Source organism: Pseudomonas sp. NFACC45 (genome assembly GCF_900113505.1).
Classification (GTDB): Bacteria; Pseudomonadota; Gammaproteobacteria; order Pseudomonadales; family Pseudomonadaceae; genus Aquipseudomonas; species Aquipseudomonas tehranensis.
Map to the genome: position 1 here is coordinate 343,689 of NZ_FOPO01000006.1, position 14,281 is coordinate 357,969.

Annotated in this window: 12 protein-coding genes; 6 read left to right on the forward strand and 6 right to left on the reverse strand. The window is 59.8% G+C overall.

Going from position 1 to position 14,281, the window contains the following annotated elements:
* Positions 1-81: 81 nt before the first annotated feature.
* Positions 82-2,010, reverse strand: a complete 1,929-nt coding sequence (locus tag BM132_RS13780; RefSeq protein ID WP_092455931.1) for a RecQ family ATP-dependent DNA helicase — start codon at positions 2,008-2,010, stop codon at positions 82-84.
* A gap of 248 nt (positions 2,011-2,258) precedes the next feature.
* Between BM132_RS13780 and BM132_RS13785 the strand changes: the two genes are divergently transcribed.
* Entirely contained in the window at positions 2,259-3,323 is a 1,065-nt protein-coding gene (locus BM132_RS13785; protein WP_092455933.1) for a S8 family peptidase, read from the forward strand.
* Between the two features lie 185 nt (positions 3,324-3,508).
* Complete coding sequence (locus tag BM132_RS13790) at positions 3,509-3,862, forward strand: DUF1493 family protein (protein WP_092455935.1); 354 nt, start codon at positions 3,509-3,511, stop codon at positions 3,860-3,862.
* Positions 3,863-4,010: 148 nt separating this feature from the next.
* Here the strand turns inward: BM132_RS13790 and BM132_RS13795 are convergent, their stop codons facing one another.
* The 3 genes from BM132_RS13795 to BM132_RS13810 form a co-directional block, all read right to left on the reverse strand.
* Entirely contained in the window at positions 4,011-5,555 is a 1,545-nt protein-coding gene (locus BM132_RS13795; RefSeq protein ID WP_047226846.1) for a phosphoenolpyruvate carboxykinase, read from the reverse strand.
* Positions 5,556-5,733: 178 nt separating this feature from the next.
* Positions 5,734-6,636, reverse strand: a complete 903-nt coding sequence (gene hslO, locus BM132_RS13805; RefSeq protein WP_047226845.1) for an Hsp33 family molecular chaperone HslO — start codon at positions 6,634-6,636, stop codon at positions 5,734-5,736.
* A 146-nt stretch (positions 6,637-6,782) separates the two neighbouring features.
* Entirely contained in the window at positions 6,783-7,187 is a 405-nt protein-coding gene (locus tag BM132_RS13810) for an RNA-binding S4 domain-containing protein (RefSeq protein WP_092455937.1), read from the reverse strand.
* A 251-nt stretch (positions 7,188-7,438) separates the two neighbouring features.
* Between BM132_RS13810 and BM132_RS13815 the strand changes: the two genes are divergently transcribed.
* Both BM132_RS13815 and rimK read left to right on the forward strand, forming a co-directional pair.
* Positions 7,439-7,903 (forward strand): retropepsin-like aspartic endopeptidase RimB, encoded by a 465-nt coding sequence (locus tag BM132_RS13815; protein ID WP_171061301.1) that lies wholly within the window; start codon positions 7,439-7,441, stop codon positions 7,901-7,903.
* Positions 7,900-8,805: a 30S ribosomal protein S6--L-glutamate ligase gene (gene rimK, locus BM132_RS13820; protein WP_092402059.1), complete on the forward strand. Its 906-nt coding sequence runs from the start codon at positions 7,900-7,902 to the stop codon at positions 8,803-8,805. Before BM132_RS13815 ends, rimK begins: the two co-directional genes overlap by 4 nt.
* A 122-nt stretch (positions 8,806-8,927) precedes the next feature.
* Here rimK and BM132_RS13825 read toward each other — a convergent pair whose 3' ends face one another.
* Together BM132_RS13825 and ompR are read right to left on the reverse strand one after the other, a co-directional pair.
* Positions 8,928-10,241: an ATP-binding protein gene (locus BM132_RS13825; RefSeq protein ID WP_047226842.1), complete on the reverse strand. Its 1,314-nt coding sequence runs from the start codon at positions 10,239-10,241 to the stop codon at positions 8,928-8,930.
* Between the two features lie 113 nt (positions 10,242-10,354).
* Positions 10,355-11,095 (reverse strand): osmolarity response regulator transcription factor OmpR, encoded by a 741-nt coding sequence (gene ompR / locus BM132_RS13830; protein WP_025211284.1) that lies wholly within the window; start codon positions 11,093-11,095, stop codon positions 10,355-10,357.
* 356 nt (positions 11,096-11,451) lie between these two features.
* Here ompR and BM132_RS13835 point away from each other — a divergent pair, with 356 nt between their 5' ends.
* Together BM132_RS13835 and BM132_RS13840 are read left to right on the forward strand one after the other, a co-directional pair.
* A complete protein-coding gene (locus BM132_RS13835; RefSeq protein ID WP_092402056.1) occupies positions 11,452-13,776 on the forward strand; it encodes a Tex family protein in 2,325 nt (774 codons plus the stop codon).
* Complete coding sequence (locus tag BM132_RS13840; protein WP_092402053.1) at positions 13,776-14,159, forward strand: PaaI family thioesterase; 384 nt, start codon at positions 13,776-13,778, stop codon at positions 14,157-14,159. The genes BM132_RS13835 and BM132_RS13840 overlap by 1 nt, the downstream gene beginning before the upstream one ends.
* The last annotated feature ends 122 nt before the right edge of the window (positions 14,160-14,281 follow it).

Genomic DNA, 14,281 nt, shown 5'->3' on the forward strand with positions numbered 1-14,281 from the left:
GACAGCTCTCACCTTAGTCAGCCACAGAATATTTTTGAAATTTATTCGTGTGATGGCGGGCATTCATCGGATGGATGCAGATTACAAAGCCGCTTGAACCCAGTGGCGAACTTCGGCGTATGGGTAATCTTCCAACTGCGCATATCCTGGAATCGTCCGCGCCTTCAGTTTGGTGAACAACGGCACGCTGATGCCGCAGAGGAACCGGGTCACCCGCTCCGCAGAGGGTGCACTGCCAGTATGCTGCTCGTGCCTGTTGATAAAGGCGCTACACAGCGCGTTGAAGTCTCTGTCCACCAGTGCCGGTAATGCCGGCGGCTCCGGCAGACGGGCAACATGTCCATGGCAGACCGAACAATGACCGCAACGCTGCGGAGCATCTTCATCGCCGAAATACTGCGCCAACCGATAACCGAGGCAACGATCAGTGGCGAACAGCTCGAGCATGGCGTTGATCCGCGCGATTTCCCCACGCTCGTGCCGGGTGAAATAGTCGTGCAACTCGGCGCTCAGCGCCTGGACGTCGAACCCTGCCTCAAGCACGTTATACACCTCGGTCATCTGCTTGCTTTCCAGCTCGATCCAGCCCTTTTCCTGAAAGTAATCCAGCGCCTTGACCACGCGGTTACGCTCGGCGTGATACTGCTGGTGCATCCCGTCGAAATCCACCGTGGCCCAGGTACGGGCACGGCTGGAGGTCTGGATGATGGCCGAGACGAACGCCTGACGCTCACCTTCGAAGTGCTCGAGCAATGCCTGCGGCTCGATCAGAAATTTGAAACGATACTCTGCGAAATAGGCATAACGCGGCGCGATCAGCCGGCGCAGTTCCAGTTGCACCAGCAGCGTCTTGAGCGGCAGTTGCCGGATGTTGCTCTTGTCCGCCAGCGGCCCCAGCAAAAACTCCCACTGCCCATCGGCAGCGGCGGCCTTCAACTCGTCGAGCACGCACCGAATACCCGCCAGCTCCGGCGTATCACCATAAACAAAGTTTTCCAGCACGTTGAGACTGTCGCGGTTGGCCAGTACCAGACAATCGGACGGCAACCCGTCACGCCCCGCCCGGCCGATTTCCTGGCTGTAGTTCTCGATGGATTTAGGCAGGTCGAAATGCGCCACGTTGCGGATATCGCTCTTGTCGATACCCATGCCGAAGGCAATGGTCGCGACGATGCAATTGGACTGCCCGCCCATGAACCGTCGCTGGATGGCTTCGCGTTGTTCATGAGGTAAACCGGCGTGGTAAGCCTCGGCCCCGATCCCATGCTGGCTCAGATGCTCGGCAATCTGCTCGGCGGTTCGCTGCAAGGTGACATAGACGATGCTCGGTTGCCCGGCTCGCTCGCCCAGCCATTGCACCAGTCGCCGCCGCTTATCCGCACCGCGCACGGGCTCCACCAGCAGGTTGAGGTTGGATCGATAGAAGCCGGTGGTGACCACATCGTCGGGGGCGATGGCGAACTTCGCCTGCATGTCCGCGATGACTTTGGGCGTTGCGGTGGCCGTCAACAGCAACACCTGGGGAATGTCGAACTGACGCTGATAATCGGGGAGCTTGAGGTAGTCGGGGCGAAAGTTATGCCCCCATTCGGAAATACAGTGGGCTTCGTCCACCACCAGCAACGAGATTGGCACCTGCTGCAGGAAATTGCGGAAGCGCTCGTTCTTGAGCCGCTCCACTGAAATCATCAGGATTTTCAGTTCGCCGGAACGGGCACGTGCCATGACCTCGCTGGCTTCGTCACGACGCTGGACTGAATCAATACTCGCCGCCGCGATGCCATGGCGATGCAAGAACGCCAGTTGGTCTTGCATCAGCGCCAACAGCGGCGAGACCACCAGCGTCAAGTGCGGCAATAACAGCGCCGGCAGTTGATAACACAGGGACTTGCCCGAGCCGGTGGGGAAAATGGCTGCTGCCGACCGTCCGGCGAGCACGGCGCTGACGGCAGCCTCCTGACCGGGGCGAAACTGCGGATAACCGAAAACCTGTTCCAGGGTGCTGTGCATAAGCGGTCACTCCTTGACTGCTGCGATGCCAAAAGCCTAGCCGGACAGCGCAGGGAGTCGAGAAAAGGTTTGGGAGAAAACGATACCGGATGATACAGCCTCAGCGCCCTTATGCTTTGCCATGAAGTGATACAAATCCAGGCACTTTGATGTCTCGTTCCCGTTTCGCTTGCAAGGTAAGGTGCGCCATCCACATGCGCTGCAGGCCAGGAAGCCTGGCGCTCAAAACTTCGTTCAAGGAATGAACCATGCCACATCCTTTTTCCGCGCTACGCACCCTGGCGCTAACGTCGGCCTCACTGCTGGCCGGCTGCTTGACCCTTCCTGAACAACCCCACACGGAAGCCGCCGCCTTTGAAACACCGGAATACCGTGCCCAGCAAGGTCTGGAGATCGTCAAGGCTTCAGCGCTGTATGCCCGAGGCGGCACCGGCCAGAACGTGACCGTGGCGCTCATCGACTCTGGACTGAACAGCAACCTGACGGAGTTCGAGGGCAGGCTGAGTGACCCCGGATTCGACCATGTCGAAAACCGTCCCGGCACCGTTGACCGTGTCGGTCACGGCACGCAAATGGCCGGCATCCTCGCCGCGAACAAGGACGGTCAGGGGATGCATGGCATGGCGTTTGACGCCCGGTTGATCCCCTTCCGTTTCGGCGACGACAACGAACCGTTTTTCTTCGACAGCGAAATCGCACAATCCTGGCAAAGCGGTTTCGACAAGGGTGCCCGCCTGTTTAATAACTCCTGGGCCAACGCCATTCCCGCCACCGAAATCACTGAAGCGCGTTACAACCAGGTGATGCCCGACTCCCTGGCCGTTGCCCGAAAACTGGTGGAAGACGGCGCTGTGTTTGTCTTCCCGACAGGTAACGAACTCAAGCGTGAGCCCCTGGCCGAACCGGGGTTGCCGGTGGCCTTGCCTGAATTGGAAAAAGGATGGATCGCGGTGGTTGCACTGAAAAACGATGGCAGCGCAATCAATGGCAAATCCAACTATTGCGGCGTTGCAGCCGCCTGGTGCATCGCCGTACCCGGCGGCGACGCGGGTCCACAGGCGGGCCTGCTAACCGTAGGCAAGGATGGCCGTTACGTCCAAACCGCAGGCACATCCCCGGCCGCTGCGTTGGTCAGCGGCGCCCTGGCGGCGCTGCAAAGCCTCTACCCGCAGCTCAACGCACAGCAAGTGCGCGAACATCTGCTGGCGACAGCCAACCGCACCGGCATCTACGCCAACAGCGAAGCCTACGGCAGAGGGCTGATGGACCTGGAGGCGGCCTCGCGACGCATCCCTGGGCCGTTGGCTGACTGATCCTAAAGCCGCTACCGCTCGCGACTGTCGAAGCTTCAGGCGCGAGCATTATTCCTGCACTTTATTTTTGGGTTCAGGACAGTTCCGAGACTGTCGTGGAATATTTCTTCTTTTTCCAATTGGGAAAAATTTCGCCCTAAACTTCCCACCTTTACAGACGCCCCCTCAGCCCCGGACATTTTTCCATGCGCCTCGCTCCAGACTTTCCCGACGACCACGCCATGCGCCAGCTCATGGAACTGCTCCATGAAGAAATCGGTCTGCCGGAGCGCAAGACAATCCGTCTGGACACCGCCATCAATCTCGACCTGGGCTGTGACGGCGCGGACGCTCGGCATCTGATAGAAGCCTTGGAGGAGCGGTTCACCATCGACCTCATCGACTACGACGCTTACCGCTACTTTCAGCCGGAAGGATTCGATGTGTTTCAAAAACGCAGGGCCAAGGGCCGTGGTAACAAGATGCCGTTGACCATTGGCATGCTCTACAAGGCCATCAAGGCACAACGGTGGGATACGCAGGAAATGGAACAGGACTAGTCGGCCGGGATGCCTTAAGTGGCATTATTCTGGCTGTTTAGCTCGATTTCAGATGGAATAATGGCAGTTCCAAACCTTACACGTACAAATAGCCGCCCATAAAAAAACCGCCCTGAAGAGGGCGGTTTTTTCATTCGCTAACCAATCCTTACAACTGCGGTCCAGCCGCCTTGATCGCGTCGCTCACTTCAAACTTCTTGAAGTTCTCGATGAACAAACCAGCCAAAGCTTTGGCCGCTTCGTCGTACGCAGCCTTGTCGGTCCAGGTGTTGCGTGGGTTCAACAGACCAGTCTCAACGCCCGGAACAGCCAACGGCACGTCCAGGTTGATGATGTCCAGGTGCTCGGTTTCAGCACCGATCAGCGCGCCGCTCTGGATGGCCGCGATCACCGCACGGGTGGTCGGGATGTTGAAGCGCTTGCCGACGCCGTAGCCACCGCCGGTCCAGCCGGTGTTGACCAAGTAGACCTTGGAGCCGAAGCCACGGATACGCTTGATCAGCAGCTCAGCGTATTCACCGGCAGGACGTGGGAAGAATGGAGCGCCGAAGCAGGTGGAGAACGTCGACTTGATGCCGCTGCCCGAACCCATTTCAGTCGAGCCCACCAGTGCGGTGTAGCCGGACAGGAAGTGGTAAGCCGCTTGTTCTTCACTGAGGATCGACACCGGCGGCAGTACGCCGGTCAGGTCGCAAGTCAGGAAGATCACTGCGTTTGGCTCGCCACCGAGGTTTTTCGGTGCGCGTTTTTCGATCAGTTCACGCGGGTACGCGGCGCGGCTGTTCTGGGTCAGGCTGTCGTCGGCGTAATCGGCTTTCTTGGTGACCGGATCCAGGACGACGTTTTCCAGTACGGCGCCGTGCTGGATGGCTTTCCAGATAACCGGCTCGTTCTTCTCGGACAGGTCGATGCACTTGGCATAGCAACCGCCTTCAATGTTGAAGACCACGCCAACGCCCCAGCCGTGCTCGTCATCACCGATCAGGTAACGGCTTTCATCGGCGGACAGAGTCGTTTTACCCGTGCCCGACAGGCCGAAGAACAGGGTCACATCGCCCTCTTCGCCCATGTTGGCGGCGCAGTGCATCGGCAATACGTCAACCGCTGGCAGCAGGAAGTTCTGGACGGAGAACAGTGCTTTCTTCATTTCACCGGCGTAACGCATGCCAGCGATAAGCACTTTCCTGGCCGCGAAGTTGATGATCACGGTGCCGTCGGAATTGGTGCCGTCGCGCTCAGGCTCGCAGACGAAGTTCGGCGCGTTGAGGATCTGCCATTCATCCTTGCCACCGGCGTTGTACTGCTCGGGGTTGATGAACAGGCAGCGGCCGAACAGGTTATGCCAGGCAGTCTCGGTGGTCATCTTGACCGGCAGGTAGTGTGCAGGATCGGAACCTACATGAACATGGGAGACAAAACGCTCACGCTCGCCCAGATAGGCTGCTACGCGGTCCCACAGGGCGTCGAACTTGTCGGCCGGGAACTTGCGGTTGATCGGGCCCCAGGCGATGGCGTCCTGGGTGGTCGGCTCTTCAACGATGAAACGGTCAACCGGTGAACGACCGGTACGATGACCGGTGCGAACAACTAGCGCGCCAGTATCGGCAAGCTCGCCTTCACCGCGACTGAGGGCTTCTTTGACCAGATCATCGACACTCAGATCGGTGTACACGGCGTTATTGGCTTGCGTCATGAGATTCCCCGTCGGCCTGTGGCCGAGTGCTCCAAACGTTTTGTAGTAGGAAGTCGCGCACTACTACCCGAAAAAAGTGGGCCGGATTATGCCAGAAAAGCCCAAAAAAAGTAGGGCCCTCCCGTCAGTACGGCGTAAATCCGGCGTTTGCCAGGAGATTTACCTGCGCTGAACCGTTTTAGTGACGAGTATCTGACGGTGTGTCGACACCCGCACCGGCGAACAATTGGGCGATGTCCGCAGCGTCGAACAGGTAGCGCTCGTTGCAAAACTGGCAATCGATCTCGATGGCGCCACCATGCTCGATCACCAATTGCTGCGCATCTTCCAGACCCAGACTGACCAGCGCATTGCCGGAACGTTCACGAGAGCAGCTGCATTGGAAGCGCAACGGCTGAACATCGAACAGGCGGACCTGCTCTTGATGGTAGAGACGATGCAACACGGTTTCGTTGTCCAGGCTCAGTAGCTCATCGGCGCTCAGGGTGCTGGCCAGAGCGGTGATGTGCTGCCAGCTGGCGTCACGTTCTTGCGGGTCGCGAAGGCGATCGGCGGGCAACTGCTGCAGCAGCAAACCACGGGCGCGCCGCCCGTCGGCGTAGAGCCAGAATCGAGTGTTGGTCTGTTGCGACATGACGAAGTAGTTGGTGAAGCATTCAGCCAGGGACGTGCCATCGAGATCGACAATGCCTTGGTAGCGCTTGCCGTGGGTTGGATCGACCGTCAGGGCCAGCACGCCATCGGGCATCATGTCGGCCAGGGTCGCGTCGGGGGCGATCTGCTCGGCGTGATAACGGGCCAGGCCACGGATCTCGCGTTCGCTGGAGCATTCGATCATCAACAACGGCACCGGGCCTTCGGAACGGGCCTGGAGAATCAGCAAGCCATCGAACTTCAAGGTGCCGACCAGCAGCGCCGCAGCCGCCATCAGTTCACCGAGCAGTTGGGCGACCGGTTCCGGATAGGGATGCTTGGCAAGCACTTCGGCGTAGCTACGCTCCAACGCCACCAGCTCGCCACGAGTGTCGCTGTCATCGAAGATGAAGCGTTGGGTGTAGTCGGTATCCGGCAAATCAGTCATAGGGTCTGGTATCTGAGGTGATGACAAAGGATGGCGGGCATTTTATGGACATTCCGGGTGGGTTCCAAGCAACGCAAGGCTTTGTCTGACGATGGGCTGACTGCTCATCTGAGTCACAGACACTCCGGGCCCCAATGGCCGATCTTTTATTCGCTGTTGCTGCCATGAAACCTGAACAGGTCCCGCCGCTGCTTCTTGCTGGGCTTGCCATCGGTGCTGCCCCCCAAGGCGCCGGCCTTGCGTTGGGCGGCTGCGGCTTCACGCTTGGCAATGCTGGCTTCGGTTTCGCGATACAGCGTCTGGGCTTCAGGCGCGCCGCGGCGCACGATCGATAGGGCTTGGACCACCACGGTTTTTTCGTCGAATCCGGCGCGAATGACATATTCGTCGCCGATGCGAGGCTCCTTGCCCGGTTTGCAGCGTTCACCCCGGTGATGGACCTTGCCGCTTTCGATGGCGGTCTTGGCCAGGGCACGGGTTTTATAGAATCGCGCTGCCCACAACCATTTATCGAGACGGACCTTGTCGTCTTCTTCCTTTTTTTGTGCCACTGCAATTCCTCTTTCAGCCAATAGTCAGAACTGTACTACCGTTTTTGTCGGGCGCACGAATTCGGTCCGACGGATAGAATGGCGGCCGAACCGACTGGCGGCTCGATGGGCGCCGCTGTCGGTCACGAGCGCAAACAGATGTGTAGATAACTGTCGCCATTTTGTGATTATTCTGCGTGAATACCGCAATTCGCGGGCTCCACGATCCGATGTACTGATCGCAGGTTTTTTTATTGAAGACTTTTGACCATCTGACCGTTGTCGGTCTGCGCGAGTGGGTGGCGCTCCCGGACCTGGGTGTCGCGGGCCTGCGGGCAAAAATCGACACCGGCGCCAGCACCTCCAGCCTGCACGCCACCGACATCGAGCCGTTCGAGCGTGACGGTGAAAAATGGGTGCGCTTCACCGCGCATCTGGGAACGGTGGTGCAGTTACGCCATCGTCGCTGCGAAGCCCCATTGGTGGCGCGCAAAACGATAAAAAGCTCCAACGGCCACGCTCAGGTTCGCTACGTGATCAGCACGACGCTGGCACTGGGGGATCGGATCTGGCGAGTCGAGTTCACGCTTGCCTGCCGCAAGTCCATGCGATATCGCCTGTTATTGGGTTCCAAAGCCTTGATCGACGGCCAGTTGGTGGTCAATCCGGGCATCAAATACGTTCAAGACAAGCCGGTGTTCCCGGTGTCCACTACCTCTGCCACAGGTGTTGCATGAAGATCGCTGTGCTGTCGCGTAATCCGCGTCTGTATTCCACTCGTCGCCTGGTTGAAGCCGGGACCGAACGTGGCCATGAAATGGTGGTGATCGATACCCTGCGCGCCTACATGAACATTGCCAGCCACAAGCCGCAGATCCACTACCGTGGCAAACCGCTGGAAGGGTTCGATGCGGTGATCCCGCGCATCGGTGCATCGGTAACGTTCTATGGTTGTGCCGTGTTGCGCCAGTTCGAAATGATGGGCGTGTTTCCCCTCAACGAGTCCGTGGCCATCGCCCGCTCCCGGGACAAGTTGCGCTCGCTGCAATTGTTGTCGCGCCGTGGGATCGGCTTGCCGGTGACCGGTTTTGCCCACTCTCCCGATGACATTCCCGATCTGATCGCCATGGTCAACGGCGCACCACTGGTCATCAAGGTGCTAGAAGGCACCCAGGGTATTGGCGTAGTGCTATGTGAAACCGCGACGGCCGCCGAGTCGGTGATCGAAGCGTTCATGGGACTGAAGCAGAACATCATGGTCCAGGAATACATCAAGGAAGCCGGCGGCGCGGACATTCGCTGCTTCGTGGTCGGCGACAAGGTGATCGCTTCGATGAAGCGCCAGGCCAAGCCCGGGGAATTTCGCTCCAACCTGCATCGCGGCGGCAGCGCCAGCCTGATCAAGATCACGCCGCAAGAGCGCATGACGGCCCTGCGCGCAGCAAAGGTCATGGGCCTTGCCGTGGCGGGCGTAGACATCCTGCGCTCCAATCACGGGCCACTGGTAATGGAGGTCAACTCCTCACCAGGTCTGGAAGGGATCGAAACCACCACAAGCAAGAACGTGGCGGGGATGATCATCGAGCACCTGGAAAAGAATGGCGGGCCTAACATGACCCGGACCAAGGGCAAGGGTTAGGTGATATGTGGGAGCGAGCCTGCTCGCGATGGCGGTGTGTCACTCAACATCAATGCTGCTGATCCATCGCTATCGCGAGCAGGCTCGCTCCCACATCAGTTCTTGAGCAAACGGGTGTGTCCCTATACCGCATCCCTGGGCAACAACAGCCCCAACGGCAACCTCACCCGCGCTTCCAGACCACCACCGGCGCGGTTGCGCAACTCGACATTACCGCCGTGCATTGAAGCGATGCGCTTAACAATGGCCAGGCCCAATCCCGTGCCTTTTCCGCCCCGGGCACGGTCGCCCCGGGTGAAGGGGTTGAAAATGGCTTCCAGTTCCGACGGATCGATCCCGGCACCACGGTCCATGACGCTGAGCACCACATAAGGTGCGCTGGTATCACCGGAAACATAGGCCGCCACTTCGACGCCCGTGCCGGCGTGGTTCAGGGCATTGCCGATCAGGTTGTTCAGCAATCGCTTCATCGACACCCGGCGCAGCGGGAACGGCTGGATCGGCTCCAGGCGCAGGTGCACTTTTTCGCAATTCTGGTTATAGGGCGCGGCCACTTCCCGTACCAACTCGCTGAGATCGACTTCTTCCACGGACTCGTCCCGACCGTCGCGAATGAACGCGAGGAACTGATCGAGAATCGCGTCCATGTCTTCGATATCGCGGACCATTTCATCGGTCAGGTCGGTATGCTCGCCCATCAACTCCAGCGACAGCCGTAAACGGGTCAACGGTGTGCGCAGGTCGTGGGAGACGCCCGCAAGCATCAGTTCACGCTCGCGTCCGGCCTGCTCGACGTCCTCGGCCATCTGGTTGAAAGCGCGGTACACCTCGGTCATTTCGCTGGGCGTGTCGCTGATGGGCAACCGCACGCTACGGCCCTGGCCCAACTGTCGGGCCGCATAGACCAGGCGCTTGAGCGGCTGATTGAGCTGGCTGACGAAGATCCACGCCGAAGCGGTCGACAACAGGCCGATGGCCAGGAACCAGCCAAGCACGTTCCAGATTTTCTGGCCGCGCAACGGGTGGGGGTACAACGGTACCTTCAACCAGCCATCCCCCAGGCTCGGCGCACGTACCCACAAAGCCGGAGGCGAGTGCATACGTAATCGCACTTCGGTATCGGCGCCGAGTTCGTCCTGCATCTGCCGTTGATAGATTTCGCTGTAAGGCCAGTGTTGTTCGCCTTCCGGCACGCCGGCGCCCACCACCCGGATCAGGGTCGCCGCTTCGGCAATCTTTTCCCGGTTGGCTTCATCGGCAGCCCAATAGGCTCGAAGGGTCAAGGCAACGCCGTGGCTGTACTGCCGGTCCACCAGCACATCTTCGTTCATCAGCAAGTAGACGAGCGTCAGTGCCTTGGAAAAGAGCACGACAATCAGCACCAGCCAGAGGGTGCGGGAGAAGAAGCTCTGGGGGAACCAAACGGGGGTTTTCATGAATAGCCGCTACACACTTGCAGGAGCGAGCGATGCTCGCACAATAACGGACCGCGAGTCGCCTGCAGGAAGAAATTCAACCCGCCAGGCCACCCGCTCCTACAAATCACCGATCACTTGCTGGCGGCACCATCCGGCACGAACACATAACCCACGCCCCAGACAGTCTGGATATATCGCGGCTTGGAAGGATCAGGCTCGATCATCCGGCGCAGACGGGAAATCTGCACGTCGATGGATCGCTCCAGCGCATCCCATTCACGGCCACGGGCCAGGTTCATCAGCTTGTCGCGGGTCAGCGGCTGACGGGCGTTCATCACCAGGGCCTTGAGCACGGCGAACTCACCGGTGGTGAGCATGTGTATTTCATCGCCGCGCTTGAGCTCGCGAGTGGCCAGGGACAGTTCATAGTCACCGAAGGTCACGCTTTCATCTTCGCTGCCCGGGGCGCCAGGCACCGGAGCCGACTGACGACGCAACACCGCCTTGACCCGAGCCATCAGCTCGTCCGGGTTGAACGGCTTGGCCAGGTAATCGTCAGCACCCAGTTCCAGCCCCTTGATACGGCTCAGCTCATCGCCCTTGGCGGTAAGCATGATGATCGGGATCTGGTTGTTGGCGCCACGCAGGCGACGGCAGGCCGTCAAACCGTCTTCACCTGGCAGCATCAGGTCGAGGACCACCAGGTTGAAGACCTCACGGGCCAGCAACCGATCCATTTGCTCGGTGTTCGGTACGGTGCGGGCGCGGTAGCCCTTGCTGACGAAAAAGCGCTCCAGCAGGCTGCTCAGCCCCGGATCGTCGTCAACAATAAGAATTTTTTCGCCTTCAGCAGTTTGTGCAGTGCTGCTCATAGGAAGCTCCTTTGATCTCGGCGCGCATTATGGCCTAGCTGCCGTTATACGCACCGTGTGCATTGTTAGCAGATTTTTCCTCTATCTCCACCAATCCGGGTATCAAGCCTACAGACCACGGAGCCCCCTAAGAACGGAACGCTGGTTATAATGCGCGGCCTTTTGTGCCAGGGAATGTCGGATCGTGATCCCGACGTATCGTTTTTTTCCCTTGCCCGGCAGCACTTTCTGAATTTCGCGGGTCAACAGGCAGCCTCTTGACCCAGGCAGCGGCGCACGCCAGGCCGCTCAACCAGTCTCGCCGAGCCCGGCTTCTGCGGTGGCGGGTCTGATTTCACAATTTTTCAGGTGGTTTTATGGACAGCATCAACAGCCGCATCGCCGAGGAACTCGGCGTACGCCCACAACAGGTCGAAGCGGCCGTCGCGCTACTGGATGAAGGCTCCACGGTGCCCTTTATCGCCCGTTACCGAAAAGAAGTGACCGGCAGCCTCGATGACACCCAACTGCGTCATCTGGAAGAACGCCTGCGCTACTTGCGAGAACTCGACGAGCGGCGCGTCAGCATCCTGGCCAGCATTCAGGAACAGGGCAAGCTGACCCCGCAACTTGAGCGTGACATCAAGCTGGCCGACACCAAGACCCGTCTCGAAGACTTGTACCTGCCCTACAAGCAAAAACGCCGCACCAAGGGCCAGATTGCTCTGGAGGCCGGCCTCGGCGAGCTGGCCGACGGTCTGTTCAACGACCCGACCCTGGCCCCGGAAACCGAAGCCGCGCGTTTCGTCGATGCCGAAAAAGGGGTGGCGGACGTGAAAGCGGCGCTGGAAGGTGCCAAGTACATCCTGATGGAACGCTTCGCCGAAGACGCCAACCTGCTGGAAAAACTGCGCAATTACCTCAAGCAGGAAGCCACCCTCAGCGCCCGCGTGATCGCCGGCAAGGAAGAGGAAGGCGCCAAGTTCCGCGACTACTTCGAACACGACGAACCGCTCAAGAGCATGCCGTCCCACCGCGCCCTGGCAATTTTCCGCGGCCGCAACGAAGGCATTCTCAGCTCCGCGCTGAAGGTGGGCGATGAGTTGCCCGGCACCATGCACCCCTGCGAAGGCATGATTGGCCAGCAGTTCGGCATCCAGAACCAGAACCGCGCCGCCGACAAATGGCTGGCCGAAGTGGTGCGCTGGACCTGGAAGGTCAAGCTGTACACCCACCTGGAGACCGATCTGCTGGGCGAACTGCGCGACAACGCCGAGACCGAGGCGATCAACGTCTTCGCTCACAACCTGCACGACCTGCTGCTGGCCGCACCGGCCGGGCCGCGCGCCACCCTGGGCCTGGACCCGGGCCTGCGTACCGGTTGCAAAGTGGCCGTGGTGGACTCCACCGGCAAGCTGCTGGACCATGCCACGGTCTACCCCCATGTGCCGCATAACAAGTGGGATCAGACCCTCGCCGTGCTCGCCGCGCTGTGCGCCAAGCATTCGGTGGACCTGATCGCCATCGGCAACGGCACCGCCAGCAGGGAGACCGACAAACTGGCCGCCGAACTGATCAAGAAATACCCGGCCATGAAGATGACCAAGGTTATGGTTTCCGAGGCCGGCGCTTCGGTTTATTCGGCGTCGGAACTGGCCTCCAAGGAATTCCCGGACCTGGACGTGTCGATTCGTGGCGCGGTGTCCATTGCTCGCCGCCTGCAGGACCCGCTGGCGGAACTGGTAAAGATCGATCCGAAATCCATCGGTGTCGGCCAGTACCAGCACGACGTTTCCCAGTTGAAACTGGCCCGAGGCCTGGATGCTGTGGTGGAGGATTGCGTGAACGCCGTGGGCGTGGACGTGAACACCGCTTCGGTAGCGCTGTTGGCGCGTATCTCGGGTCTCAATGCCACGCTGGCGCAGAACATTGTCACTCACCGCGACGAACATGGTGCGTTCAAGACCCGCGCCGCATTGAAGAAAGTCCCGCGCCTGGGTGAAAAAACCTTCGAACAGGCCGCCGGCTTCCTGCGCGTCATGAACGGCGACAACCCGCTGGATTCGTCGGCTGTCCACCCTGAGGCCTACCCACTGGTGCAACGCATCGCCGCCCAGACCGACCGCGACATCCGCTCGCTGATCGGTGATGCTGCGTTTCTCAAACGCCTGGACCCGAAAAAATTCACCGACGAAACCTTCGGCCTGCCCACCGTGACCGACATTCTTCAGGAACTGGAGAAACCCGGCCGTGACCCGCGTCCCGAGTTCAAGACTGCCGAGTTCCAGGACGGCGTCGAAGACCTCAAGGACCTGCAACCGGGCATGATCCTCGAAGGCGTGGTGACCAACGTCACCAACTTCGGTGCCTTCGTCGACATCGGCGTGCATCAGGATGGTCTGGTGCACATCTCCGCGCTGTCGGAGAAGTTCATCAAGGACCCGCGCGAAGCGGTGAAGGCCGGTGATGTGGTGAAAGTGAAGGTCATGGAAGTCGACATCCCGCGCAAACGCGTCGGTCTGTCGATGCGCATGAGTGATACGCCGGGCGAGAAAGTCGACGGTGCCCGCGGCGCTCGTCCGGGCTCGACACCGCGTCAATCGCAGAACACCACACCGCGCAAGGAAACCGCCACGCAGGCCCCGGCCAACAACGCCATGGCCTCGCTGTTCGCCAATGCCAAACAGTTGAAGAAACGCTGATGGATGCGCCAGCCGGGTTGGTGGAAAGCGCGTTTTTCAAGCTGCTCGGCTGCCGTCTGCACAGCCTGGGTGACGGGGTGGCGCAAGTCGCCCTGAGCCTTGAGCCACCGTTGCGCAACCGCGGCGGCAAGCTGCATGGCGGCGCGTTGTTCAGCCTGGTGGACATCGCCATGGGCCTGGCCTGCTCCAGCGTCCATGGCTTTGACCAGCAGAGCGCGACCATCGAATGCAAGATCAACTACATTCGCGCCGTCTCCGACGGTGCGGTGCTCTGCACGGCCCGGGTCATTCACCCGGGTCGGCGCACGCTGGTGGTTGAGGCCGAAGTGATGCAAGGCGACAAACTGGTCGCAAAAGCACAAGGCACGTTCGCAGTCCTATAGCTCCCTGTCATCGATTTGGGTTAATTTCGGCGCCATGAATGCCGCGCGAAATCCCCTGTGGGAGCGAGCCTGCTCGCGATAGCGGTGGACCAGTCAATATAAAGTTGACTGAAATACCGCTA